Genomic DNA, 25,969 nt, shown 5'->3' with positions numbered 1-25,969 from the left:
TAAAACGCCGTCCGCGAAAAGCTGAATTTTTTCGAGCAGCAAGGCGCAAAGGAGAAATTGGGCGAAGCTGTATTGAACATACCGCGAGGTCAATTTCTTTTTTGTAACGCAGCTGCACGGAAAAAGGCGGCTTTGCAGCAGGCGCTTTTAATGAGGGCTGAGCCTAATGCCCGGTAATGCCGTATTTTTTCAGTTTGTACTGGAGAAGACTTTTGGAAATGCCCAGATACTCCGCCGCCTTGACCTGCACCAGATCGGCGCGCACCAGGGCCCGGCGGATCAGCGCGGCCTCGATTTTTTCCAGGGTGTCGGCCAGATCCAGCTGTACGGGCAGCAGGTCCACGGCGCTCTTGAACTGGGATTCCTCGTCACGGATTTCCGCGGGCAGGTTGTCCACCTCGATGATCGAGCCCGGCACCAGCACCAGACAGCTCTCCACCACGTTTTCCAACTGGCGGATGTTGCCCGGCCATTCGTAGCCGGTCAGGTAATTGAGGGCCTCGGTGCTGAAGGTCTTGGAGGGCATGTTGTTGTCCGCCACGACCTTTTCCACGAAATGGGCCACCAGCAGGGGGATGTCCTCCCGCCGCTCGCGCAGGGGCGGCAGGGGAACCTGGACCACGTTCAACCGGTAATAGAGATCGTCGCGGAAGGTGCCCTTCTCCACCAGAGCCGCCAGGTCCTTGTTGGTGGCCGCCACCACGCGGATGTCCACCTCGATCTCCTCGCCGCCGCCCACACGCTCGAACTTCCGTTCCTGCAGAACGCGCAGCAACTTGACCTGCAGGTCGGGCGTCAGCTCGGCGATTTCGTCCAGAAAAAGCGTGCCGCCGTCGGCCTGCTCAAAACGGCCCCGGCGCATGGCCACCGCGCCGGTGAAGGAACCTTTTTCATGGCCGAAAAGCTCGCTCTCGAGCACGCCGGGGTTCAGGGCCATGCAGTTCACGGACACAAAGGGCTTGTCCTTGCGCGGGCTGGTATAATGGATGGCCCGGGCCACCAGTTCCTTGCCCGTGCCTGATTCGCCGGTGATCAGCACCGTGGAGCGGCTGGGCGCGGCGCGGTCCACCATGACCAGCACATCGCGGATGGCCCGGCTGCGGCCCACGATCTTATGCACGCCGTAGCGCTCTTCCATGACTTCCTGCAGAAGGCGATACCGGCGGTGGGCGCGCGCGAGCTCCGCGGCATTGTGGATGGAGAGCAGCAGCTCGTCATTGGAAAAAGGCTTGGTTATGTAGTCAAAGGCCCCGTATTTCATGACCTCCACCGCGCTTTCGATGGAGCCGAAGGCCGTCATGATCAGCACCGGAATATACGGCCAGGACTTCTTGACCCGTTGCAGCACCTCCCTGCCGGTGACCTTGGGCATTTTCATGTCCGTCACCACCACATCCACCTCGCTTTCGCTCAGAAACGCCAGCGCGGTTTCCGGGTCGCTGATGGCCGTGACCGTGTATCCCTCGTCCTCCAGCAGGGTCTGAAGAACCAGAAGGTAATTTTTTTCATCGTCCAGGACCAGAATATGCGATTTTTCACTCATCTTGAACCTCAGGCGCTTCAATATCGGCGGCGGGCAGCAGCACCCGTACCAGCGCCCCGCCCTCGGGGCCGTTCTCAAGCTCGATCTGGCCGCCGTGACTGGTTATGATCGACTGGACGATGGGCAGGCCGAGGCCCGTGCCGCCGTCCTTGGTGGTAAAGAAAGGATCCAGCAGACTGGACAGAACAGCGGGATCAAAACCCGGCCCGGAATCCAGAAATTCCAGGCGCACGCGGCCAGGCCCGCTTTCCTGCGCCGGATGTTCCAACGCGCCGCGAATGCGCACGATGCCCGGCCCGTCCATGGCCTGCTGGCCGTTGATCAGGATATTGTAAAAGGCCCGGTACAGCAAATCCTTGTCCCCGTGCACAAACAGACCGGCTTCGGTTTCACGCTCCACGGCCACGCCGTGGCGGCCCAATTCCCCTTCCAGAAAAGCCATCACCTGGTCCAGCACCAGATTCACATCCACCAGATCCTGGCGGGGCTGGCGCGGCCGGGCGTAGTCCAGAAAATCATTGACCGTCTGGGAAAGGCGAACGGATTCGTCGTAAATGGCTCCCAGAATGCGCGCCGTGCCCGAATCGGCCTTGTCCGTGCGGCGCTGAAGCAGTTCGGCGCTGGAACGGATGATGCCCAGGGGATTGCGGATCTCGTGCGCGATGCTGGCGATGACCCGCCCCATGCCCGCGAGCTTTTCATTGCTGTGCAGCTCGTTTTCCAGCAGGCGGTTCCTGTGCATGCGCTCGGCCAGCACCCGCTCGGCGCGGTGGATGAGCATGAGCAGCAGCCCGAACAGGACCACCGAGGACAAAAGGCACATCACCACAATGATGCCCTGAAAGGCCAGCACCTGCTCATAGTCGCCGGTGATGTCCTGGGTCAGCTCCAACGCGCCCATGACCGGCGCATCCTCGCCCGGCCGCAGCGGCTCGCCGCGCAGGGGATAGAGCACGCGCAACACAAAAGTGCCCTCGCGCAACGGCACCCGGAAAGGAGCCTGCCAGGCCGGGATGCTGGAAATAATCTCCGACTTGGGAGCCGCGCCGTGCAGCACGTCGTCCAGGTTGGGCGGGGACAGGCCCGCCCGGCCCACATCCTCCTTCTTGGTGGAATAGGCCACCAGGCGCGAAAAATCATAGATGCGCAGCCGCTCCACCGGCAGGCCCTGGATCACGGACTGTACCACCCGGTCCAGATGCTCATACTGGGTGGGCTGGCGCAGGGCGATACGCCCGCTGGCCAGAATGGTGGGCAGGGCGAAACGCCGGAAAATCTGGCTGTTGAGGTTTTCCACCAGCAGGCGCGCAAAATCCTCCTGACGGGTCAGCAGGGTTTCGCGCGCCGAATTGGAAATGAAGAACGAAAGCCCCAGGCTGGTCAGCAGAATGACCACCAGCGACAGCCAGGACAGGGTGCGGGCATAACTCAGCGGCAGCGCGCTTTCCGCAGGCGCGGCCTGTTTCCGGCATTCACAGGTTTCCGGCGAAACATGGTTTGATTCGCTCATGCGCGCCCGTCCTTACAGCGTGTTGCGCCGGGGACTTCCGCGTGACGCCGGGCAAAGTCCGACTGCGGAAATCTCGTGGGCGTTGTTACGCTTCGCTTTATGCCGCCGGAACATTTCACCGCAATGGATATTTTCATGGACGCGGTTCTAAAAGCTCTCTTTGCGCTGCGGTGCGGCCAGATAGGCAGCCAGATCCGCCTCTTCCCGCGGATAGCCCCCCGCGCCCAGACGGGCGTTGGCCAGGCGCTTGCCCAGTTCCACAGCCGGTTGGTCCAGAGGATTGATGCCCATGAGCCAGCCGGTGAACAGGGTGGCCGCCTCCAACAGCATCATCAGCGCCCCGGCGGCACGCGGCCCGGTGTCGCTCATTTCGATATGCACCAGGGGCACGCCGCTCTTGCACAGGGCCATGCGCGTGCCCAGAGCCTCGGCCTCCAGCAGGCTGCCGAAGGGCTTGGCGCGCAGCCATGCCCACTGCTCGGGCACGTCCATGCCGAAATTGCGGCCCTGGGCCTGGTTGCGGCTGGTCAGGAAAATGCAGCCCTTGTCGCGCGGGCCATCCAGGAACATCTGATTGATCGAGTGCTGGTCCGTCACGCCGGTGGCGGGCACGGGCATAACGCCCTTGCCGTCCTTGCCCAGGCTTTCGGCCCAGAGCTGGCCGAACCAGGGGCCGTAGGCGGCCCACTGCGGGATGTAGCAAAAGAAAATCAACTGGCTGTAGCCGTGGTCTTCCAGAGCCTTGGCCCAGCAGGCCAGGGCAAAGGAAGGGTGCCGCGCGATGCTTTCGGGCTGCTCCACCAGAGGACGGGCGACCTCGGCCGCGCCGTCCAGCAAGGCTTGCCAGTCGATGCCCAGAAAAGCGGCGGGCAACAGGCCCACGGCGGACAGGGCGGAATAGCGCCCGCCCAGATAATCCGGAACTTCCAGAGCCGTGAGGCCGTAACGCACGGCTTCCTCACGCAGGTAGCCCTTGCGCTCGTCGGTGACCACAATCATCTGCTCCTGCCAGCATTTCCCAAGGGCGGCCTTGAGCCAGTCGCGCACCAGAAAATACTGGGCCAGGGTCTCAATGGTGCCCCCGGATTTGCTGATGCAGACCACCACGGTTTCCGAGGGACTGAGTTTGGCGAGCAGGGCTTCGAACTGTTCCGCGCAGACATTATCCGCGATCCAAAGCCAGGGGCCCTTGTGACCGGGGCCGTCCTGGCCCGGCGCGAAAGCCCGCTGCATGGCGCGCGCGCCCAGCGCCGAACCGCCGATGCCCAGCACCAGCATATGCTTGTAGGCCTTGAGGCGCGGGGTCAGCGGCGCCATTTCCACTTCCAGCTTGGCGCGGTAGGGCATGGACAGAAAAGGCAGCTCACCCGCTGCCGTTTCACGGGCCAGACGTTGCGCAAGCTCCGCGCTCCGGGCCTCGCAGCCCGCCGCATCGCTTTCGGACAGACGGGCCGTATACGCTCTGGACCACTCAAGACTATGAGGCATGACGCACCTCCCGCGTTTTGAATTTGGGCTGGATATCCTGCAACAGAAGCATGTCCGCCTGCTGTTAAAAAAGCCGCAAAGCCTTCGGCGCGAAAAAACGGCGGCGCACGGCCTTATAGGTTTGCGGCCGCACACCGAAACGGCAGTGCCAGAGCGGGCAGCTTCCGCGCGCCGGGCAGGCCCGCACCTCGCGCCGATTGCCCGCGCAGTTCATGCACTGCCGCCGCACGGCGCGCAAGGCAGCCCGCGCAACATCGCCCGCCTCGGCAGCCTCCGGCGCCACAGGCGATTCGCCGGGCAGGGCCGCCATGCGCCAGACCCACAAAGGGCACTGGTCATCAGGGCAGGAGCGCACCGATCTGGACGATGCCCCTTGGCATTCCAGGCAGAACTGCCGAATGGCCGCTATGGCGCCGCTTCTGGCCATGCTTACTCAGCCGCCGCCCCGCAGCATTTCTTGTACTTTTTGCCGCTGCCGCAGGGACAGGGGTCATTGCGGCCCACCTTTGGATCGGGCCGCCGGTAGGCTGTGGGACGCAGGGCCACGCCGTCCACATAATAAATTTTATCGTCCTTGCGCCGGAAAAAACTTTTCTCGCCCAATTGCCGGGGAATGCCGTCCAGCTCATAAAAGGCGCGGAACTCCACGATATCGTAAAGCTCGCCGTTTTCGCCCACAGGCGCGTCATCCTCGCACCGGCCCATTTCCAGACGCAGCCAGCGCACGTCCTTGCCCTGCTCCGCCAGTTTTTCCGCGGAGAGTCCTTCCCGGAAATCAGGATGCGTGCTCTCCACCAGCCAGTCATAACGCCCCAGGGCATAGGCCGAATAGCGGGAACGCATCAGGGCTTCGGCGCTGGACGGCCAGGCCGCGCCGTCAAGACAGGGGCCGCAGCATTCCGCGAGAGACAGTCCGCTGCCGCAGGGACAGAGTTGGGACATGAAAAAAGCCGCCTTTCTTTATCCACGGCCCGGAATGGGCCGCACCGATCTCTTACAGCATAGCCTATGGCCTGACGGGCGGCAAGAGCGGGCCGGGAGGATGGCCTCAGGCGCGCGCGTCCTTTTCAGGCACCGGGGCGGCGGGAGGAACGGGATCAGCGGCGGGCCGCAGGCAGACCAGGCCGCCGAGGAGCACGGGTGCCTCCTCCAGCAGAACCAGTTCCAGAACGCCCTTGTGCAGTTTTTCCGCACGGGCTTCGCCCAGGGGCCGCCCGTCAGCGTCCAGAACCATACGCAGGTCGCCTGGGCGGGGCGCTTTTGGCCCTGAGGCCAGGCACCAGATACGGGGGGGGCTGTTCCGGCTGACGCGAAAAATCTCGCTGCAGCCCAGTTCCGTCAAAAGGCGCAGATAGCGGCGGCCCAGCAGATAGGTGCCCACGCCGCAGACAATCCCGAGGGCACCGGACCAGGCAGCCAGAATAAAGGGATTCCAATCGGCGATCCGGCGGATGTAGGAAGGCGAGCCCGCCCGCCGGGCAGCTTCGTCGGCCCAAACCACCAGAACAAAAGGTTGCTCGGCCTGGCCTGCGGCCCCTTTGAAGGACACGCGCAGCTCATAACTGCCCGGCTCGGCCTGGGGTTCGGCCTGTACCCCGCCGCGCCACATGCCGTTGCCGAACCAGTAACCGGTGAAAAAGCCTTCCAGATTGAAATGCAGGGGGGCGTTTTCGGGCTTGAAACGTATCAGCACATCACTGTCGAGCGGATTTTTGAGCGCTGACGGACCGGAAAGCGAGATGGCCTCGCCGGGCAGGAGGTCCACCTGATTGGAACCGGTGCGCATTTCCGCCAGCAGGCCGTCCATAAGCCCCAGCAGGGCCACGGCCAGCAGAAAGGCGCTGATCTTGCCCACAAGACGCTGGCGGCGGCGGGCCTGGCGGCAAGCCTGCCAGAGAGGTGTGTTGAGCTGTGAAAGCATATCTCTCCTTATACGGGCAAGCGGCGGCGGGGACAAGCAAAAAGCGCGCGGAAGCCGCGCGCTTTCAGACTGATGGCAAACTCCGCTTCGCGTGGTTTGCGCCACCAACGGCGGCTTCGCCGCCGGGTGGAAAGACACGAAAATCAGTCGCTTAACGGCGCGGCAAAGCCGCGACCTGCTCCTGATTTTCGGGGCTGCCGACTTTGTCGGCAGCCTCAACGCGCGCAGAAGCCGCGCGCTTTCAATCCATCCCGGACTGCCGTGTCGTTCAGCGGGCCAGCAGGCATGTGCCCCCGGCCTCCTCCAGCACACGCCAGCGCACCAGTTGGCGGCCTTTGCGGGGAAGTTCGATCAGGCTCTCATGCTCCGCCGGAAAACGCCGCCGGATCAGGCGCGTCAGATAAAAGGCCCCGGTCCAGACCGGCACGGTAATGCCGAAAAACCAGCAGCAGAACACCGCTTCCGACGGCCACGACGACCACTGGGAGGCCCGGTACATGGACAGGAACACCGCCCCCAGCATGAGCAGGTTGGCCATAACGCGAATCAGCCCGACATACAGGGATTGTTTGTAACTGTTCATGGCATTTCTCCGGCCCGCGCCGCCCCGTGGGGCGGGGCTCGCGCCCCGCTCCCGGTTCTACGGCGGATTTACTTCTGGAAGATGTTGGTCTTGCTCACGTTCATGATGCGGATGGCCTGGCCCTTGTCGGCATTGCGGTAGGCAATGCGCATTTCGTCGCCGGCCGTCCAGACATAGGGGGGCAGATCCAGCGCGGGCACAGGCACCTTAAAGGTGACCAGAGCCTGCAGGCGCTTGGAGTACACGGTGACGGTCTGCTTTTCCTTGTCCACGACGGGGAAGGTCTTGCCCGCGACCTTGGGATGCTTGGCGCTGATGTTCTTCTCCACGTCCGTGAACTGCACGGGCAGTTCCTTGATGCTCTTGGAATCCGGGTCATAGAGCAGCAGAGCGGACTTATCCAGTTCGATCATCAGGCGGCCGCCCACAGTGGGGGCCGGGCCCATGTCGCGGGCTTCGGCGGGCAGCTTGAAGGTATGCACATCGCCGCTGTAATGGGGCGCGGACTGATCGTGAGTCACGTCCACCACGATGGTCAGGGTTTTCGCGGCCGGGTCGAAGGCCACACAACGGCCCTGTTCCACGCCGCCGTCAAAGTCGCAGGCCGCGAGAGCAAAGGAGAGGGCCAGGACCAGCGTAAGCAGCAAACTACGTATTTTCATGGCTTGTCTCCTTCTAGTTGCCGGCGGCTTGTTGCTTCTTGGCCGCCAGTTCCGCCTTGGCGCCCTGGACCATCCGGATGGTGATGTAAATGGAGATGGCGCTCACGAAGCCCAGTACTTCCACAGTAGCCAAGGGTCCGAGGATCCAGCCGTACACGGGGAACTGGGCCTGGAGCAGCTTGAGCACGACGGACATCAGGCAGCCGAGCACGGCCAGGCCGAACACGATGCGGATGCCGTAGCCCTTGACGTACTTGGTGGCGACAGTGCCGATCTGGGCGCCGATGGCCGCGCCGCAGAGCATGATGATGGCGGCCAGCAGTTCGACACGGCCCTTATACGCATAGGACGCCGTGCCGTACAGGCCGGAGATGGCCACTTCGAAAAGGTCCGTGCCCACGGCCAGATGGGTCGGGCAGCCGATCAGATACACCAGAGCGGGCATGCGGATCAGACCGCCGCCGATGCCCAGGATACCGGCCAGCCAGCCGGTGAACAGGCTGACGATGATAGGCAGCCACGCCGAGCAGGTGATGTTGGCATGCTTGAAGTGCACGACAGGAGGAACCTTGAAGGCCTGGAGCTTGGTGGCCCAGTCCAGACCCACGGCGCTCTTGTCCAGTTCCTGCTTGTGAGCCTTGGCTTCGCGCTCCTTCTTGCGGCGCAGGGCCACGTCATGGAAGACCAGCCAGGCCAGCAGAACAAGCAGCACCACGTACAGCCAGCGGACGACCTTGTCCACCGAGCCGATACGTTCAAGCCACATGACCATCTGGGCGCCGATTTCAACGCCCACGACGGTACCGACCAGCATGGTCAGGCCCAGCGCGTAGTCCACGTTGCCGAACTTGCCGTGCCGCATGGTGGAAATCAGAGATTTACCGGCCATCTGCGCCACGTCGGTGCCGATGGCGAAGGCCATGGGGAAGCCGAGAATATTCAGACCGGGGGTCACCATCCAGGCGCCGCCCAGACCGAAGAAGCCGCCGATGACGCCGACGCCCAAACCAAGAATGACCAGACCGGGCCAGAAAATACTCACGCCGGAAATGGGCATCAAAATATACAGCCAATCCATATCTGCCTCCTTTCCGGGCTACTTTTCAGCCAGTTCGCGGTGTTTGAGGTCGATGCCGATGCGCGACATGACGACGTCGGCGAGAAGGCCGAGGATACAACCGAGAATCGGAATGATGATCATGGTCAGAATAGCGAAGAAGAAGTGGCTTTCATTATACATCTCCGCCCACCAGTACAGAAGGCCGTCCAGTTTGCGGGTGTCGGCCACGATGACCACGTCGGCCTTTTTCTTGGCCGCCAGAGCCAATGATGGCATAAGTACGGGCAGCATCAGCGCGCAGCCCATAATCCAGGTCCAAAGCCTGCGCATTTTCTTCATGACATCCTCCACATTGTTTGGTTCCCATCAGGCGGCACGGCCGCCGCATCAAACTACCTGTCAGCGCAATTGTGAAAATATTAGCAATGCCCGTGCCATTGCGTGATTTATGGTGATTTTTTTCGCGCTATACGGGCAAAATCCGTTGAGGACCTTGTCAAAAGAGCTGTTTTTTTCTATGCTCCGTCCAGAGATTGCGCTTTTTTGCGCAAATAGGGAGGAGTATGCGCGTTTTTGGCTCCGTCACCGGTGGAAGCTCCGTGGAAACCGCCCTTTTTTTTGCGAATCGCAGCCTCGCCGGCCGCATGCTGATGCTGGGGCTGCCCTTGCTGGCCCTGGTCCTGGCGCTTATCTTTTTCGCCACCGGGCGCAGCATCGAAAACATCGTCAATCGTGCAATAACGCGCAACGCGCGACTTCAGGCCCAGGCAATGAGCCTTGCGCTGGAGCAGACCCTGGTGGAAACGCGCAACCAGTTGCTGATCCTGGCCGCCGGCTCCATGGACCGGCAGGAGATGGTGCGCCGCCTCAAATTCCGCTCCCGGGCCGACGGCCTGCGCTATCGCGAAGTGGCCTTCATGGGCCTGACGCCGGAAAACCGCTATCTTCTCCTCAATTACGGCGGCGAAATCATTGCCGTGCCCCCCCACGTGGCTCTGGACGCCCCGGCGGGCCCCTTCCACAACATCAGTCCCGGCCAGAAATCCGGCAACGTCAACGTGGGCCAGCCGCTGGAAGTAACCTATTCCATGGTGCCCATCGACAAGTCGCTGCAAAGCCTGGCGTTTTATGTGCTGCGTTTTTCCACGCCCATTTACGACGCGGCGGGCAATTTTCAGGGCATTCTGATTCTTTCGCTGGATCTCAAGGCCCTGCGCGACACCATGTCGCTGTTTTCCTCGCCCGACGCACCCATCAACGGCGGCGAGGAAACCCGTGTGCGCAGCCTCTTTTTCGACCGGGACGGCTGGATGCTCTTCCAGTCCGAAAGCCTGGACGCGGATTCCGGCGAAAGCCTCTTGAGCTCCGACGCGGTACGGGCCGGTTTTCGCGGAGATTTCGGCCGCCCCGGCTTCAGCCCGGCCTTCCGGCCCGGCCCCGAGCATATCAACTACTGGACCATGGTAGCCGAGGTGCAGGCCGGCCGGTCCGGCCAGCTTTCCCTCTCGGGCACCGGACCGGTCTGGAATACCGGCCAGAATCGAGTGGAGGGCGTAAGCTACGCGCCGGTGACCTTCATGTCCGGACCGGAAGGGCCGCGTGTGGTGGTCGGCGGCCTCGGCATGCTGGACAGCAGCTTTACCTCCACGCGCACGGGCATGCAGTTGTTGAGCATTTATTCCCTGTGTTTTCTGGGCGGCACGCTGCTGTTGGGCCTGAGCCTCTGGTGGCTGGCCCACAGCACCGGCAAGAGCCTGAACAGGCTTTCCGGCGAGCTGCGCAACCGCAACGAGCACGACAGCGCCGACGCGCTCAATCTTCCCCCCATGCCGCTGGAACTGGAAAGAATCAAACGGAATGTGAACATTCTGCTCGCCAGGCTGCGCCGGGCCAAGGCCGACCAGATCTCCCAGGCGGCGGAACAGAACGCCCAACAGCAGAGGGAACCGGTGGAGGACCTACCCGATCCGGCGGATTTGCCGGTCCGCGGTCTGGTGGGCACCTCCCTGCCCATGCAGACCCTCTACGGCCAGATCCAGAAGGCCTCCCAGGTTCTGGCCGACGTGCTGATCGTGGGCGAGACGGGCACCGGCAAGGAACTGGTTTCCGAATCCATCCACCGCTTGAGCGACCGCGCCGACGGGCCTTTCATCACCATCAACTGCGGCGCGCTGGACGAGGCCCTGCTCATGGACACCCTGTTCGGGCACGTCAAGGGCGCGTTCACCGAAGCCAAGCAGGCGCGCAAGGGGGCTTTTCTGGCCGCCGAGGGCGGCACCCTGATGCTGGACGAGGTGGGCAACGCCGCGCCCAAAGTGCAGCAGGCCCTGCTCCGCGCCCTCTCCACCCGGCGCATCCGCCCCCTGGGCGCGGACCACGACGTGCCCTTCGACACCCGGATCATCGCCGCCACCAACGCCGAACTGCGCGGGGACGGGCAGGACGGCTCCTTCCGCGACGACCTTTACTACCGCCTGGCCGTCATCACCATCCAGACCCCGCCTCTGCGCCGGCGCAAGGAGGACATCCCGGCCCTGATGGTCCACTTCATGGCTGAAGCCGTCGCCACCCGCGAACAGGGCATGCCCCGGACCATTCCCAAAATCAGCCGGGGCGCGCTGGAAAAGATCATGCGCCATCACTGGCCCGGCAATGTGCGCGAACTGAAAAACACTCTGACCCGGGCCTTGACCTTTTGCGACGAGGACCTGATTCTGGCGGAAAACATCCAGCTTGATCCCGGCGTCCAGTACGAGGCCCGGCATGGAGCCGATCCGGCCGCCTCCGCCGGGGAACAGCCCGGCGACACCGCGCCGGAGAGAACACAGGACGGAGAACGGGACAAAAGCCGGGACGCGGCTGCCCGCCCCGCTCCGAATCAGGACAAGATCACGGCCGGGCCGCCTGTCGCGCCGGACCCGGAACAGCTCAACCACCGCCAGCGGGAACTGCTGCCGCGCCTGGCGGCTCTGGGCAGCGTGAGCCGCCAGGAATACCAGAACCTGGCCGGGGAAGGCATTTCCATGCGCACGGCGCAGTATGATTTGCAACAGATGGTGCGGCTCGGCCTGATGCGCAAGGAAGGGCGCGGCCCGGCCCAGCGTTATGTGATCGTGCAGCCCGGCGGATACGTTCCGGCTGACAAAGGACGCTCCTGATGAACGCCGTACAGAGCCTGAAAAAACTCCTGGGCCTCAAGCCGCGCATCAGCCGCGAGCAGGCCATGGCCGCCTTTACCCGCCGTTACGCCTCCTTCAAGGAATTGCTGCAGGCCAATGCCGATCTGGCGGGCATCATGGCCTCCCTGAACGCGGCCCAGCGCGGCGAGCGCAGCCTGGAAACCAGCCAGGTGCGCAAGGAGGCCCGGCGGGCCATAGTCCAGAGCGAGCGCATGGCGACCTGCCTCAACGACATTTCCAATCAGCGCCACCAGGATCTCAATACGGCCGTGGAGGCCCTGGGCGCCCGCATTGAACATGAGCTGGAACAGCATACGCGCGGCGACGTGACCTCCCTGACCCTGCCGCTCAGCGAGGTGGACGCCAGCATGGCCTACAGCGTGGGCGGCAAAAACGCCAACCTGGGCGAATTGCGCAACATGCTGGACATGCCCGTGCCGCGCGGCTTCGCCATCACCATCCAGGCGGGCATTTTGCTGCTGCTGCAAAGCAGCGGGCTGTTCAAAAACATCCATCTCACGCTCCGCGCCGTGGACCCGGACGACCCGGCCAGCATCCGCGAAGCCTCGGCCAGGGTGGAACAGCTCATTGTGGACGCGCCCGTTCCCGAGGAGGTGGGCGGAGCCCTGCTCCGCGCCTGGGATGAATCTTTCGGCGGGGGCGACGCGGTGGCGGCCCTGCGTTCCAGCGCCATTGCCGAGGACGGCGTGCAGTCCTTCGCCGGGCAGTACCGCAGCATCCTGGGCGTCACCCGCCAAACCCTGTTGCCTTCCTTCAAAAAAGTGGTGGCAAGCCTCTTTTCGCCGCGCGCCATGACCTACCGGGCCAGCCACGGCTATACCCTGGAAGCCTCGGGCATGGGCTTGTGCTGCCTGGAAATGGTCCGGGCCAAGGCCGCCGGTGTGGCCTTTTCCCGCCATCCCGTGGATCTGCGCTCCAACTGCGTGCTGATCAACGGCCTCTGGGGCCTGGGCGAGATGGTAGTGGACGGTTCGGGCACGCCCGACCAGTGGCTGGTTTCGCGGGCTACCCGCAAGATCACGCGTGAAACCATCGCCCACAAGGAGGCGCGGCTGGTTCTGGTGCGCCGGGGCGAGACCGTGGAAAGCGAGGTGGTGGACGTGCCCGAGGCACTGCGCGACGTGCCCTGTCTCAGCCGCGAGCAGGTGGAGCGGCTGGCCGCCATGGCCCTGGAACTGGAGCGCCACTACCAGTATCCCCAGGATCTGGAGTGGGCCGTGGACGAGGACGACCAGATCATTCTGCTCCAGACCCGGCCCATGGGCCTGGACAGCACGGCGGCGGAAAGCGCTGCCCCGGCCCTGAAGCACATGCGGCCGCTGCTCTCCGGCGCGGACGTGGCGGCCAAGGGCGTGGGCTGCGGTCCGGTGGTGCCGGTACAGCCGGACGAGGATCTGACCCATTTTCCCGAAGGCGCGGTCATGCTTATGCAGCACTCCTCGCCCAACGCCATGACCGCCATGCAGCGGGCCGCGGCCATCATTGCCGAAACCGGCAGCCTCACCGGGCACATGGCCTCCATCTGCCGCGAGTTCGGGGTGCCCACATTGATGAATCTGGCCGGAGCCACCAACCAGCTCACGCCGGGGCAGGTGGTGACCGTGGACGCTCTTTCGGGCCGGGTTTTCGACGGCGAAGTTCCGGAATTGCTGGCCCTGCGCCTGAGCCGCCGCCAGCCTAGGGCCGATACGCCCGCCCTGGTGCTGTTGCGGCGGGTGGCTCCCTACATTCTGCCCCTGCATCTGGTGGACCCGCAGTCGGCATTGTTCAGCCCGGCCAACTGCACCTCCCTGCACGACGTCATGCGCTACGCGCACGAACTGAGCTATTCGGAAATGTTTCTGCTGTCCGACTGTCTGTCCGAAAACTGCGCGGGCGGCGCGGCCAGCCGTCTGGTATGTTCCGTGCCGCTGGATCTCTACATCATCGACCTGGGCGGCGGCCTGAAAAATCCCGAAGCGGCCACGGCCACCCCCGAGGAGGTCACCAGCGTGCCCTTCCGGCACGTTCTGGGCGGCATGCTCAATCCGGCCGTGCAGGCCAAGGGTCCCCGCCCGGTGAACATGAGCGGCTTTCTCTCGGTCATGGGCCAGGCCATGATCGGCGGCAACCAGCACGGCGGCGAGCGTTTCGGCGACCGCAGCTACGCCATTGTTTCCGACCGCTACCTCAACTTTTCCTCGCGCGTGGGCTATCACTACGCCATTCTGGACACCTGGTGCGGCGACACCCTGAGCAAAAACTACATCCGCTTTGAATTCGCGGGCGGCGCGGCAGGCAATGAGCAGCGCGCCCGGCGGGTGCGCTGCATCGGGCTGATCCTCACGGAACTCGGCTTTACCGTCGTGGTCACGGGTGATAGGATACGCGCGCGCTACCAGAAATATCCCAAACTTGAACTGTGCTCGCGCCTGGATCAGTTGGGGCGTCTTCTGATCATGACTCGCCAGATGGACATGCTCATGGTCAATGACGAAGCTGTCCAGGCATATGCCGCCAAGTTTCTCAATGGCGAGTATCATTAGCGTATTTCAACTTTGAAATGCTCTAACGCCGAACACGGTGAGGCGCGCCGCGAAGACCGACCCGACGGGCGGCCCGTAGGGCCGTGCCTGTAGCCCAAAGGGCGTACAGGCATCGAGAGCAACGCGGCGTGGATTCCGGAAAAGCGACCGAAGGCAGCCCGAAGGGCTGTCCCCGTTTGGCGACAACGGGGCCATACGGGGATCGACAGCAGCGATAACCGCGCTTTTTGGCGGAATGAACCCTTTGAAACGCAAAGCGTTTCAAAGGTAATCCGCTCTCAGAGCGGATTTTGCCGGAGCAGATTCCTTTGAAAATTGACATTCTCAAAGGTTGCGCGGCAGTTGCCTGCGCGCGACGTTCCATGGGTGCGCGGGCTTCCGCGACGGCGCGCGTCCGTTGTGGGCAACGCCCAAGATAAACGAGGCCCTCATGCCCCCCTTCAGTGGACCGCAAGAACAGCCCAAGCGTTGGGACAAACCTTCCGAACCGCCGCAAAAACTCTTAAGCCGCGACTTTATCCTGCTCTTCTGCATGGCTATGTGCAGCAACAGCTACATCGCCGTGTTCTACTGCTTCGAGCAATGGCTGGAAGGTCTCAGCATCACCCCCAACTGGCGCGGCGTGCTGCTTTCCTCCCTCTTCGCCATGGTCCTGCTCTGCCGTCCCCTGGCAAGCGTGCTGTTGCTCAAGCGCGGCAAGCTGCTGCCCATGCTGCTGTCCATCATCGTTTCCAGCTGCGTCCTGCTGGCCTATCCCTACGTTCAGGGAGAGCATGTCATCGGCATCATCTGGCTGCTGCGCACCATCCAGGGCATTGCCCTGGCCGTATATTCCAGCTGCACGGTGGCCGTGCTGGTCAGCTGCATCCCCACGGGCCAGAGCGCCAGGGGCTTTGCCCTGTTCTCCCTGACCATGCTGCTGCCCTATTCGATCATTCCGGCCCTGTCCGAGCGTATCCTGCCCATTCTGGGCGGCGAACCGCATCTCTTCGCCTTCACCGCCGTGCTTGGCCTGCCCGCCCTGGCCATGCTGATTCCCCTGGCCCCGCGCCTGCGGACGCCGGAAATGCCCGCCCAAGGCGCGGGCAGCCTTTCAGGCCGGGCTCTCTGGCAGGCCGTGAGCCATTCAGGCCTGTTTTTCATCTACATGGCCTGTCTGACCTTCAGCATCATGACCGTGCTGGCCATCTTCTTCATGAAGGGGCTCTGCTCGGTCACCGGCGCGCAACCGGCCTGGTTTTTCTCCATTTACACGGTGACCATCATTCTGGTCCGGCTGTTCGGCAGCCACCGCCTGGATACCTTGCCCCGCTACCGCGTGACCACGCTCTGCTGCGCGGTGCTGGCCTGCTGCATGCTGGGCCTGGCCTGGGGGCCGCTTTGGGCCTTCATTCCCCTCACCTGCGTCTACGGCCTGGGCCTGGGCCTGCTCTACCCCCTGCTGGCCGCCGCCGTGTACGACCGCTCCACGCCCACCACCCGCTCCATCAACTCCAATGTAATGATGGCGACCTTTGACGCCAGCGGCATGCTGGGCCCGCTGCTGGGCGGCCTGGTCATCCACGCGGGCTACGGGTATCGCGGCGTGTTCACCGCCACCGCCGTCACCATCTCTCTCTGCGGCTGCTGCATGCTGATAGACAGGATGCGCATGATCTGGAGGGACAAAGCAACTCAGCGCCACGCCCTCTAGGGAAACTCGCCAAGCGGGATATTTTCGTGATATATCAGGAAAAACAAGCCCGCTTTGCAGGCCCGCGCTCTTGTCCCTGCCGCGCGGGCGGACCAGACATGCCGCAATGCGGAAAACATTCTTTCCACCGCCGGACATGAAGCCGGCGCTTCCTGTTTTGCAGGCTCGCATTGCATTATATTGCACTTTTACTGTGGAGTTGACTATGACCCCGGAAATGAAACGTTACGTACATAACTTTTATCTCGATGAGGCTCTGGACGCCGAGGTTTACGCGATCCTGGCGAAAAAAACCAAATCTGAGCATAATCGCAAGATTCTGGAGGCCATTGCGCATGACGAGAGAAAACACAAAGCCCAGTGGGCTTCCTATTTAGATAATCTCCCCAAACTCAATGCGTTCCGAGTCTGGTTTTTTACGCTTCTGGCAAAAATTTTCGGCCTGACCTTTGTCCTCAACCTGATGGAATCGGGAGAAGCCAAGGCCATTGAAGAATACAAGGCGATTTCCGAGCAATTCCCCATTGCCCGGAAAATACTTGAGGATGAAAGCCGGCATGAAGAGGAACTGGCCGCCATGATTGAAGAGGACGGCCTCAGTTATATCAGCTCCATGGTTCTGGGGCTCAATGACGCCCTGGTGGAACTGACAGGCGCGCTGGCCGGTTTCACTCTGGCGCTGAACGACAACAAAATGATCGGCCTGGCCGGTTTTATCACCGGCGTCGCCGCCACCTTGTCCATGGCGGCCTCTGAATATCTTTCCAAGAAAACGGATTCCGGCGAGAAACATCCGCTGAAAGCGGCCGTGTATACCGGCCTGGCCTACCTTTTTACCGTGGCCCTGCTGCTCGCCCCGTATATCATCTTTTCCGCGCCGCTTGTGTCCCTGGCCTTCTGCCTGCTGATCGCCGCCCTGATTATTCTGGGCTTCACCTATTTTGTTTCCGTGGTGCGCAAATCCTCTTTTCTGCACGGATTCCGGGAAATGCTGACCATCAGCTTCAGCGTGGCCCTCATTTCCTTCCTCATCGGCTGGGGGGCCCGCGCCTGGTTGCAGATTGATATCTGATGCCGCCCGCTTTCGCGCGATTCCCGCAAGGCAATGGCGCGGGTCCGGCGCCGCGCCCTGCAAATCCGGCGGACGCGCCTGTTAGAGCATTTTGCGCTTGAAATTATCGCTTAACGGCGAAGTAAATTCGCCTTGCGATAATTTCGCGGTGCGGATTTTCACAGAAAATCCGCACCGAGCGCTGAGATATTTTCAATATCAAAACGCTCTATTGGCTCAGATTCAGGCTTTCGGCGCGCACGCGGCCCAGCAGCTCTTCCAGGTTCTCCACGGAAGTCAGGCGGAAGCCGTTTTCCACCGGACTAAGCCGCCCGAGCACCGGATAGCTTTCAGCGTTGCCCGCGTCATGCACCACAAAAGGCACCAGCCAGCCGTGGCCGTCGGGCTTGGCCTGGCCGATCCGCCGGATTTCCTTGCGGCCCGTGGAGGCGTCGGCAAAAAGCGGGGCCAGCATCCCTTGGGCGCTCCCGCCGCTGGGCGCGCGTCCTGCAAAAGCCCCGGAGGACACGCCGTTGATCACAAAGGCACGGGCCTCGCTGAACAGCAGATCGCGCAGTTTGTTTCCCCCGGCGTCCCCGGAGGCGGCCTGGGAAAACATCACGGCCAGCAGGGGCGGCAGTTGATCAGCCACCTCCGGCTTTTGCACATCGCGCAGAAAAAGGGTCAGGGCCGCGCCCAGAATGGCGTCCACATCCACCAGGCGTTCAAAGGTGGCGGCATCCGCCGCGTCAATGGCTTGTCCCACCTCCACCAGGCATTGGCGCGGGTCAGCCGTATTCGCGGCCCGCGCCGATGAGGGCGACAGCATCGAAAAGAGGCCCAAGCCCAAGAACAGGCAACAGAATATATAAGGGAGCAGGCCCAGCCTGCGGCACGAAGCAGGAATCAGCATATGCCCTCCGGCAACGGGCCTTTGAGCGCCAGGGGCAGCCCGCAACTGACAAAAATCACATGGGTGCAGGCCCTTGCCAGCGTCTGATTGGCAAGACCCAGCACATCCCGGTACAAGCGCCCCAGGGGCGTAGGCGGCACAATGCCCAGGCCGGTTTCCGCACTGACCAGGGCCACGGGCCGGGCGCGGCATCCATTTTCAGCCAGGCCGGCGGCCAGGGCCGCCACCCGCGCCTGAACCGCCTCAGGCGTCAGACCGGCGGCCAGCAGATTGGCAATCCAGAGGCTCACGCAATCCAGCAGAACCACTCCGGCCCCGCCAAAAGCGCTTCCGGCCGAGCAGCCGCCCAACACGGCCAAAGGGTCCAGAGGCTCCTCCACGCAGTGCCAGCCCGCGCCGCGCGCGGCCTGATGCCGAGCCACGCGGGCCGCCATTTCGGCATCCTCCACCCGGCAGGTCGCCAGAAAAAGACGCCGGGGAGACTGCGCCTCGGCCCAGCGCTGGGCCAGTCCGCTTTTGCCGCTGCGCGTGCCGCCCACAAAAAGAAGCAACGGCGCGTTCACCGGCCCTGGCCGCCCACCTGAACAGGCGCGGGCACGGCCAAGGACTGTGCGGGCGCGGGAGCCGGGGCCGCCGGAAGCCTTGTACCGGCCTGCGGCTGTGTATTCCGGGGCAGCGTATTTTGAGGCGCTGTGGTTTGGGGCGCGGTATTCCGGGCCGGGGCCGCCGGGGCGGACAGAGCCGGTTGCGCGGCCGGATTGTCCCGATTGGCGGGCGCGGCGGCACCGGCCTGAGCGCAACGCCGGGCCAGATCCCGCAGCACGGCGGCGGCGCTCTGCACCGAAGCCGGAGCCTGCGGCCCTTCCCGCAAACGCCGGTCCACCCAATAGGCCACAAACAGCAGGGAGTCGTCGTCCAGAGCCTGTCCGCCGCCCTTGCGAATGGCCGCCACCAGAGCGCGCTGCGCCGCCGCCCGCTCTTCAAGAGCGCGCCGGTAGCGGGCGCTCAAACCGTCCACCCGCAGTTGCGTCGTGGCGATCTCGGGCTGGGAGGCCTTGTTTTCGCGCAACTGGTCCAGATCAAAGACCGCGGCCGTCATCTGGGAATTGATGTCCACCACGTTCTGGGAAATCTGCTCCAGGCCCTTGATCCGCTTGCCCAGATCCGGCACCGAGGCCACGCCCTCCAGCGCGCCGGCCAGCATCACGAAGCGGCCCGCCAGAGCCATGTGCATCTCCCGGTTCTGCTCCGGCGACAGGGATTTGGCCGCCGCCTCGCGGTCCAGAGCCGCCATGAAGCGGTCCACATAGAGCGCGTACAGGCTCTGGAGCATGGTGGGATGGAAGGCGTAGCGCAGAAGGCCCGCCCGGCCCCCTTCGACCTGCCCGGCCAGCTTGACGCCGTAGCGCTGGTTGACGCTCTGCACGCTGACCGCCAGCGAACCGCCGCGCGGGCCGGGTTTGTAGCGGGAAACCAGATAGGCGGCCAGATCCTCCACAAAGTCCGGACGGACCTTGCTGTCCGCCGTGACCTTGGGAGCCACGGGCTGCACAGCCTCCTGTCCTGCCATGCCCGGCGCTCCGCCGCTTCCGGCGAGCCCGCTCTGTCCCGGCGGCAGGCTGGTGTCCACCGGCGCGGGCACCGTGCCCTGCACGTTCCGCCCGGCCAGAGTGCCCGGAGCGGTGCTCGGATTGGTCACCGCGCTCGGCGGAGGCGGCGGAGCGTCGCGCAGCAGATCGCCCACCCCTGCCAGGGGCGTGCCGCTGGTGGCATTGTCAATGACGCCGGCGGCCTGTTCCCGCCACTGATCGCGGGTGGAGGGGTCGCGGGTCAGCCAGAAGGCCGCGCCGCCCACGGCCAGCACCGCCACCAGGGCCAGCAGCCCGGCTTTGCGCCCCGCGCCCTTGCCGGGACGGGGTTTGGGGAGGTTCATGATGTCGGGAACCTCGGGCGTTTTCTTTTCCAATTTCATGCAGATCTCCTCATGACCATTTCCAGGTAAAAACTGCGCCCATGCCGTTTTTACCTGTCGGCTGGAGCGCGAACGCAGTCGCGCCTTCCAATGGCAGATAAAACGTACTTGAATTTTTATCTGAAATTGGAAGCACGGGGCGCGGCCCGCCGCTTCCGGCAGCGCTTTTCCCCTGTTTTCATGGTATCATTGCTTTTTTCGGGTGTGAATACTTTTTCTAGACATTGTCTTGAAGCTCCGGCCGCATGAAATATCTAATTTCAGATATTGAGGAAAACGCATTCTCCCGCCCGTCCTCTGTCCGGCCCGGCAACCGAGGCTTTCGGCAAAAACCGGCGACGCCCCTCGGGGGGCCCGTCCGGCCGCGCCGGACAAGACTTTTCTTTTTACTCCCGGTCCCGCTTTGTATTGACGCACGGACGCCATATGGTTACTTGAGAGGCAATACCATCACGCATCCGCGCGATGGCCGGGTGTTTTTTTCGGGTGTCTCATTCATTTTTGCATACAGAGGGAGTTATGCCAAACTACGTCTATTTTCTTCTGGCTGTGGCCGCGCTGATTGTCGGCTACATCATCTACGGGGGCATTGTCACCAGAGTCTTCGGCGTGCAGCCGAGCCGCGCCACCCCGGCCCAGACCCATGCCGACGGCGTGGACTACGTGGAAATGCCGGTCTGGAAAGTCTGGCTGGTCCAGTTGCTGAACATCGCGGGCGTGGGCCCGGTGTTCGGCCCCATTCTGGGCGCGCTGTGGGGCCCTTCGGCCCTGCTCTGGATCGTGATCGGCACCATCTTCGCCGGCGCGGTGCATGACTATATGTCGGGCATGCTTTCCATCCGTTACGGCGGGGCCAACGTGCCCACCTTCGTGGGCTACAACCTGGGCAGCGCCGCCAAACAGATCATGCGCGTCTTCGCCGTGGTGCTGCTCATCCTGGTGGGCGTGGTCTTCGTGGCCGCCCCGGCCGCCCTGCTGGCCAAGCTGACCCCCTCCGCCCTGAACCTCACCTTCTGGGTCTGCGTGATCTTCGCCTATTACTTCTTGGCGACCATTATGCCCATCGACAAGATCATCGGCCGCTTCTATCCCATTTTCGGGGCCATCCTGATCTTCATGGCCGTGGGCATCACCGTGATGATGTTCGTCAGCGGCACGGAATTTTACAATTCCGCCCAGTGGGCCAACCAGAATCCCAAGGGCCTGCCCATCTTCCCGCTGGTGTTCATCACCATTGCCTGCGGCGCGCTGTCCGGCTTCCATGCCACCCAGTCTCCGCTCATGGCCCGCTGCATGGCCAATGAAAAGCTGGGCAAGCCCGTGTTTTACGGCAGCATGGTGGCCGAAGGCTTTATCGGCCTGGTCTGGGCCACCGTGGGCATGAGCTTCTACCACGGCCCCGAAGCTCTGGCCGCTGCCTTGGCCGCCGGTGGTCCCGGCAACGTGGTGACGGAATCCTCCTTCGCCCTGATGGGCACCGTGGGCGGCATCCTGGCCATCCTGGGCGTGGTGGTGCTGCCCATCACCTCGGGCGACACGGCCTTCCGCGCCGCGCGTCTGACCATCGCCGAAACCTTTAACTATTCCCAGAAGGCCATTTCCCCGCGCCTGCTCATCGCCGTGCCCATGTTCGTGATCGGCATTATCCTGTCGCAGGTGGACTTCAACATCATCTGGCGCTACTTCGGCTGGGCCAACCAGTCCCTGGCGACAATCGTGCTCTGGGCCGGGGCGGCCTACCTTGTCCGTCGGGACCGCTGCCACTGGATCTGCACCATACCCGCCGTGTTCATGACCGCGGTCTGCGTCTCGTATATCTGCTTTGAGCCTTCCATGGGCTTCGGCATGGGCATCGACATCTCCAACATCATCGGCGTGGCCGCCGCCATCGTGGCTTTTGTGGCCTTTATGGTGCTGGGTCGCCGCACCGTGGACGGCGCGCCTGAAAACGTCTAGAGCGGATCAGCGTTGAAATGCCCCGGGGGCTGTTTCCACATCAAGGATTTTCGTTCTCTGCCGCGAAAGGGCTTATTCAAACCCGACCTTCGCACGGGGCAAACCGGACGCAGACAAAGGGCGAAAAGGCAATTTAGAAACGGCTCCCGGCGGTCCAGCCGCGTATTGCGCGCCCGTCCGGCGCGGGCTATAAAGATTCCTCCGGACAGGACGCATTGATCAACTGATGACAAACTCCGCTTACGCGGTGTTTGCTCCGCCATCGGCTCGGTTTCAAAAAAACTTGCCGGGCGGTAAGGCGCAAAAATCAAGGGAAATGCCCGGCACGGCCGGGCACCCTTCGGGCAACTAACGGCACGGCAAAGCCGTGGCCTGCTCCTGATTTTTGGTCGCGTTGACGCTGTCAACGCTCTCCGGGCAGGGCTGTGACGCCCTGCCCTTTTTTTCAGCGCCGGAAACGGCGCAATCACATCTGCAACCCGAAACGGGAGTGCGTATGCCGACCCCCCCTAACATTCTGACCATTGCCGGTTCCGACTCCGGCGGCGGCGCGGGCATCCAGGCCGACCTGAAAACCATCATGGCCTTGGGCGGCTACGGCATGAGCGTCATCACCGCCCTGACGGCCCAGAACGGCCTGGGCGTCACGGGCATCCAGGCGCCGGAGCCCGAATTCGTGGCTCTGGAACTCGAAACCGTGCTGGCAGGCTTTCCCGTGGCCGCGGCCAAAACCGGCATGCTGTTTTCCGCGGGCATCATCCACGCCATCAGCCCCATTCTGCGCCGCCGCGCCTTTCCCCTGGTGGTGGACCCCGTGTCCGTAAGCCAGAGCGGCAGCCGCCTGTTGCAGGAGGACGCGGTGACGGCTCTGAAAGAAGAAATCCTGCCCGGCTGCGATCTGCTCACGCCCAACCGGCCCGAGGCCGAAATGTTGACCGGCCTCAGCATCGCCGACGTGGAGGACGCCTTCGCGGCGGGCGAAAAGCTGCTCCACATGGGGGCCAGGGCCGTGCTGATCAAGGGCGGCCACATGGACAGCTCCATTGTGGTCACGGATTGCCTCTGTCTGCCCGGCGAAGCGCCCAAGGCTCTGCCCCAGGCCAAGGTGGAGACCGCCAACAACCACGGCACGGGTTGCACGCTTTCAGCGGCCATCGCCACGGGTCTGGGCAAGGGCCTGCCCCTGCGGGTGGCCGTGACCAAGGCCCAGGAATTTCTCAATCTCGCTCTGCGCAAGAGCTACAGCCCCGGCAAGGGCTGCGGCCCGGTCAATCACGCGGCGGCCCTGAACGTCTGACCGGAAGCTGCCGCAAGGCGGCAGCTCCGCCTTTTGGCCCGCAGTTTGCAATTCCCTTTGGCGGTTCAGGACAGGCGTCAAAAACAAGGCGGAGTTTGCATGCCGTTTCGCTTCAAAATGCAGAAGGTGCTCGACTACCGGGAGCAGTTGGAAGAAGAGGCCAAAGTGCGCCTGGCCACGGCGCAGCGCCGCTTCCAGGAGGCCCGGGAACGCCTGGACGCGCTCCAGGCGGAACTCCGGGGCGCCCAGGACCGCCTCTGCAACGAAGCTCTTATGGAAGCCGGTGAACGCTGGCTGCTGGAACAATACGTCAAGGGCCTGCGCGGCGACGTGGCCGCAGCCTCCCTCCAGGCGCGCATGCTGGCCCAGATGGTGGAGGAAGCCAGAAATCTGCTGGCGGCCCGCGCCATAGACAAAAAACTGCTGGAAAAACTCAAGGAACGGCAGAAACACTACCATGCCCGCGAAGAACAGTTGAAGGAGCAACGCTTCAATGACGAAATCGCGACCCTCCGCTATAAGGCTCCGTCTTTCTAGGCTCTTTCGCTGGCTGGCGGTGCTTTGCTTTATCAAACTTGCCATTCTGGGCATGCTCATGCTGGACGTGCCCCTGCCCGTCTGGCTCGGCGGCGTGCCGAATGACGCGGCGCGGCTGGATACTCAAAAAACCACGCGGGAAACCGTGCCTGAGGCTGGCCCCGTCGCCTCGGTCAACCCGGCGGCCACGGCATCGCGCGACCCGGATTCCCGGGAAAATCTGCGAAAAAGCGCCCCGGCGGCCGCTGCGGCCGCATCCTCCGGACAAGACCTTCAAACAGACGCGCTGCCCGGCGGCGACATGCCGCAGGGTTCCGCCGCCGCGCAACTGGCCGCCGCTGCGAAGCCGCGTCGGCACGCGCAGCAGGCGGGCACGGAATCCGCGCTTCCCGCACCGCTGGTGGCGGCCAAAGTCCGCAGCGTCCCTGACGCGGACAGTGCCGCCTTCACGCCGCCCAGACTGCCCGCTCCCGCGCCTCTCGGCGCTCCCGTGGCCGAGGCCGGCACTCCGGCTCCGGCCGAAAATCCCGTATCCCTGCTGGCCGCAGCACCGGTCAGACAACCCGGCCACGACGACGGCCTTCTGGACATACTGGGCCTGAAAAGCCTGCCCATTCCGCGACTCGGCAGCGTTCAGGCCGCGCACGCCGCCGCGCTGGACATGCCTGTGCCCCAAGCCCCGGCCGCGTCGTCCCCCTTTGCCCCGGCGGAACAGACCGCGCCCATGGCCATGCCCGGCGCGCCGGACATTCCGGCCGATATTCCGCGCGGCCAGGGAACCGACGGCGCGCCCCTGCCTCCGCGTAGCGCCGGAGCCTCCTCGGCCCTACCCTCGCTGCCGCAAAACGGACAGCCCGCCACCCTGCCGCCGCCCGCGCCCCGCGTGACGCCCACCGCTCCCCCCGGCGATCCCAACGATAAAGCCCAGGACCTGGCCCGCCAGCAGCAGGATATTCTCATGCTCCGGCAGCAGATGGACCAGCGCCTGAAAGATTTGCAGGACGCCGAACAGAAGATGAAGGACATGATCCGCGAGGCCAAAGGCCTGGAAGACAAAAAAATCCGCAATCTGATCCAGATGTATGCCAACATGAAGCCCCGGACGGCGGCCAAGGCGCTGGAAAGCATGGACGAGCGCGTGGCCATTCGGATTCTCTCGGGCATGGCTCCCAAGCAGTCCGGTGAAATCCTGACCTATACCAATCCGGTCAAGACCGCCAAGTTCACGGAACTGATCACCCGCATGAGGCTGCCGGACTGATGCGCCTGAAACTGCTGCTGGCCTATCTGGGCACCGGCTACAGCGGCTGGCAGATCCAGGAAAAGCCGTCGCCGCCGCCCACTATTCAGGGCGAGCTGGAAGCCGCCCTGCGCGTGCTGGCCGGCGCGCCGGTGCGGGTGCACGGTTCAGGCCGCACCGACGCGGGCGTGCACGCCCACGGCCAGGTAGCCCATTGCGATGTCCCCGACGCCAAGGCCGGGTTGCGCTGGCAGCGCAGCCTCAATGCCCTGCTGCCGCCGGAAATCCGCATACTGGCGGCCGAGCCCGCGGCGGCGGATTTTCACGCCCGCAAGGATGCCCTGCGCAAAACTTACGTGTACCAGTTCTGGCAGGAACGCGCCTTTGTGCCGCCGCAACTGGCCCCCTTTGTCTGGAACTGCGGCCCGCTGGATGTGGAAGCCATGCGCGCGGCCCTGCCCCATCTGCTGGGCGAGCACGATTTCGCCGGGCTGCAAAACGCGGGCACGGACATGGAAAGCACCACGCGCACCGTTTTCCGGGCGGAACTGGACATCCCGCCGCCCTGCGAATTCTATCCTCCGCACGCGCCCGGGCTGCGCCTGACCGTCACGGCCAACGGCTTTCTCAAGCAGATGGTACGCAATATGGCCGGGTTGCTGGCGGCCTGCGGGCAGGGCAAAATCCGGCCTGAAAACGTGCCGGACCTGCTGGCGGCCCGCGACCGCCGGGCCGTGCCCTCGGCCACGGCCCCGGCCGGGGGGCTGGCGCTGGCCAGCGTGGAATATGTCTGAAACATAAAAAGCCGTCGGTAATCG

22 protein-coding genes are annotated in these 25,969 nt (G+C 63.6%); 9 read left to right on the top strand and 13 right to left on the bottom strand.

Annotated features, from left to right (window positions below; translation table 11 throughout):
• Positions 1-163 precede the first annotated feature (163 nt).
• The 10 genes from AXF13_RS02650 to AXF13_RS02605 form a co-directional block, all read right to left on the bottom strand.
• Positions 164-1,543, bottom strand: a complete 1,380-nt coding sequence (locus tag AXF13_RS02650; RefSeq protein ID WP_062251542.1) for a sigma-54-dependent transcriptional regulator — start codon at positions 1,541-1,543, stop codon at positions 164-166.
• On the bottom strand, positions 1,536-3,053 hold the full coding sequence (locus AXF13_RS02645; RefSeq protein ID WP_008686167.1) for a two-component system sensor histidine kinase NtrB: 1,518 nt from the start codon (positions 3,051-3,053) through the stop codon (positions 1,536-1,538). The genes AXF13_RS02650 and AXF13_RS02645 overlap by 8 nt, the downstream gene beginning before the upstream one ends.
• A gap of 147 nt (positions 3,054-3,200) precedes the next feature.
• The gene (locus AXF13_RS02640) at positions 3,201-4,541 is read right to left on the bottom strand and encodes a hypothetical protein (protein WP_062251541.1); all 1,341 of its coding nucleotides are present in this window, start codon (positions 4,539-4,541) and stop codon (positions 3,201-3,203) included.
• A gap of 64 nt (positions 4,542-4,605) precedes the next feature.
• Entirely contained in the window at positions 4,606-4,968 is a 363-nt protein-coding gene (locus AXF13_RS02635) for a hypothetical protein (RefSeq protein WP_062251540.1), read from the bottom strand.
• 2 nt (positions 4,969-4,970) lie between these two features.
• Positions 4,971-5,483 (bottom strand): YchJ family protein, encoded by a 513-nt coding sequence (locus tag AXF13_RS02630; RefSeq protein ID WP_008686170.1) that lies wholly within the window; start codon positions 5,481-5,483, stop codon positions 4,971-4,973.
• A gap of 106 nt (positions 5,484-5,589) precedes the next feature.
• The gene (locus tag AXF13_RS02625; protein WP_062251539.1) at positions 5,590-6,462 is read right to left on the bottom strand and encodes a hypothetical protein; all 873 of its coding nucleotides are present in this window, start codon (positions 6,460-6,462) and stop codon (positions 5,590-5,592) included.
• A 268-nt stretch (positions 6,463-6,730) separates the two neighbouring features.
• Positions 6,731-7,045 (bottom strand): hypothetical protein, encoded by a 315-nt coding sequence (locus AXF13_RS02620; RefSeq protein ID WP_008686172.1) that lies wholly within the window; start codon positions 7,043-7,045, stop codon positions 6,731-6,733.
• 68 nt (positions 7,046-7,113) lie between these two features.
• Positions 7,114-7,707 (bottom strand): DUF4881 domain-containing protein, encoded by a 594-nt coding sequence (locus tag AXF13_RS02615; protein ID WP_062251538.1) that lies wholly within the window; start codon positions 7,705-7,707, stop codon positions 7,114-7,116.
• Positions 7,708-7,720: 13 nt separating this feature from the next.
• Positions 7,721-8,785, bottom strand: coding sequence for a sulfite exporter TauE/SafE family protein (locus tag AXF13_RS02610; protein ID WP_062251537.1), 1,065 nt, complete (start codon positions 8,783-8,785; stop codon positions 7,721-7,723).
• Positions 8,786-8,803: 18 nt separating this feature from the next.
• Positions 8,804-9,106: a DVU0150 family protein gene (locus tag AXF13_RS02605; protein WP_008686175.1), complete on the bottom strand. Its 303-nt coding sequence runs from the start codon at positions 9,104-9,106 to the stop codon at positions 8,804-8,806.
• Positions 9,107-9,330: 224 nt separating this feature from the next.
• On the opposite strand from AXF13_RS02605, the gene AXF13_RS02600 reads away from it, so the two are divergent.
• The 4 genes from AXF13_RS02600 to AXF13_RS02585 all read left to right on the top strand — a co-directional run bounded on the left by AXF13_RS02600 (position 9,331) and on the right by AXF13_RS02585 (position 17,257).
• On the top strand, positions 9,331-11,925 hold the full coding sequence (locus AXF13_RS02600) for a sigma 54-interacting transcriptional regulator (RefSeq protein WP_062251536.1): 2,595 nt from the start codon (positions 9,331-9,333) through the stop codon (positions 11,923-11,925).
• On the top strand, positions 11,925-14,492 hold the full coding sequence (locus tag AXF13_RS02595) for a PEP/pyruvate-binding domain-containing protein (protein WP_062251535.1): 2,568 nt from the start codon (positions 11,925-11,927) through the stop codon (positions 14,490-14,492). The genes AXF13_RS02600 and AXF13_RS02595 overlap by 1 nt, the downstream gene beginning before the upstream one ends.
• 430 nt (positions 14,493-14,922) lie before the next feature.
• The gene (locus tag AXF13_RS02590; RefSeq protein ID WP_062251534.1) at positions 14,923-16,185 is read left to right on the top strand and encodes an MFS transporter; all 1,263 of its coding nucleotides are present in this window, start codon (positions 14,923-14,925) and stop codon (positions 16,183-16,185) included.
• A gap of 205 nt (positions 16,186-16,390) precedes the next feature.
• Complete coding sequence (locus tag AXF13_RS02585) at positions 16,391-17,257, top strand: VIT1/CCC1 transporter family protein (RefSeq protein ID WP_062251533.1); 867 nt, start codon at positions 16,391-16,393, stop codon at positions 17,255-17,257.
• Between the two features lie 208 nt (positions 17,258-17,465).
• On the opposite strand, the gene AXF13_RS02580 is transcribed toward AXF13_RS02585, so the two are convergent.
• From AXF13_RS02580 to AXF13_RS02570, 3 genes are read right to left on the bottom strand one after another with little or no spacing between them, the layout of a single operon-like run.
• Positions 17,466-18,149, bottom strand: a complete 684-nt coding sequence (locus AXF13_RS02580) for a hypothetical protein (RefSeq protein ID WP_062251532.1) — start codon at positions 18,147-18,149, stop codon at positions 17,466-17,468.
• Complete coding sequence (locus tag AXF13_RS02575; protein ID WP_062251531.1) at positions 18,143-18,712, bottom strand: bifunctional adenosylcobinamide kinase/adenosylcobinamide-phosphate guanylyltransferase; 570 nt, start codon at positions 18,710-18,712, stop codon at positions 18,143-18,145. The genes AXF13_RS02580 and AXF13_RS02575 overlap by 7 nt, the downstream gene beginning before the upstream one ends.
• Positions 18,709-20,121, bottom strand: a complete 1,413-nt coding sequence (locus tag AXF13_RS02570) for a hypothetical protein (RefSeq protein WP_062251530.1) — start codon at positions 20,119-20,121, stop codon at positions 18,709-18,711. Before AXF13_RS02570 ends, AXF13_RS02575 begins: the two co-directional genes overlap by 4 nt.
• 519 nt (positions 20,122-20,640) lie before the next feature.
• Between AXF13_RS02570 and AXF13_RS02565 the strand changes: the two genes are divergently transcribed.
• The 5 genes from AXF13_RS02565 to truA all read left to right on the top strand — a co-directional run bounded on the left by AXF13_RS02565 (position 20,641) and on the right by truA (position 25,945).
• Positions 20,641-22,077: a carbon starvation CstA family protein gene (locus tag AXF13_RS02565; RefSeq protein WP_008686184.1), complete on the top strand. Its 1,437-nt coding sequence runs from the start codon at positions 20,641-20,643 to the stop codon at positions 22,075-22,077.
• 496 nt (positions 22,078-22,573) lie between these two features.
• Positions 22,574-23,374, top strand: a complete 801-nt coding sequence (gene thiD, locus AXF13_RS02560) for a bifunctional hydroxymethylpyrimidine kinase/phosphomethylpyrimidine kinase (protein WP_062251529.1) — start codon at positions 22,574-22,576, stop codon at positions 23,372-23,374.
• A gap of 99 nt (positions 23,375-23,473) precedes the next feature.
• Positions 23,474-23,911, top strand: coding sequence for a flagellar export protein FliJ (gene fliJ / locus AXF13_RS02555; RefSeq protein ID WP_008686187.1), 438 nt, complete (start codon positions 23,474-23,476; stop codon positions 23,909-23,911).
• On the top strand, positions 23,868-25,172 hold the full coding sequence (locus AXF13_RS02550) for a hypothetical protein (RefSeq protein WP_062251528.1): 1,305 nt from the start codon (positions 23,868-23,870) through the stop codon (positions 25,170-25,172). The genes fliJ and AXF13_RS02550 overlap by 44 nt, the downstream gene beginning before the upstream one ends.
• A complete protein-coding gene (truA, locus tag AXF13_RS02545) occupies positions 25,172-25,945 on the top strand; it encodes a tRNA pseudouridine(38-40) synthase TruA (protein WP_083521927.1) in 774 nt (257 codons plus the stop codon). The genes AXF13_RS02550 and truA overlap by 1 nt, the downstream gene beginning before the upstream one ends.
• The last annotated feature ends 24 nt before the right edge of the window (positions 25,946-25,969 follow it).

Source organism: Desulfovibrio fairfieldensis (assembly GCF_001553605.1).
Classification (GTDB): Bacteria; Desulfobacterota; Desulfovibrionia; order Desulfovibrionales; family Desulfovibrionaceae; genus Desulfovibrio; species Desulfovibrio fairfieldensis.
Note: the sequence above shows the minus strand (reverse complement) of the source record. Positions and strands in the feature narration are given on the sequence as shown.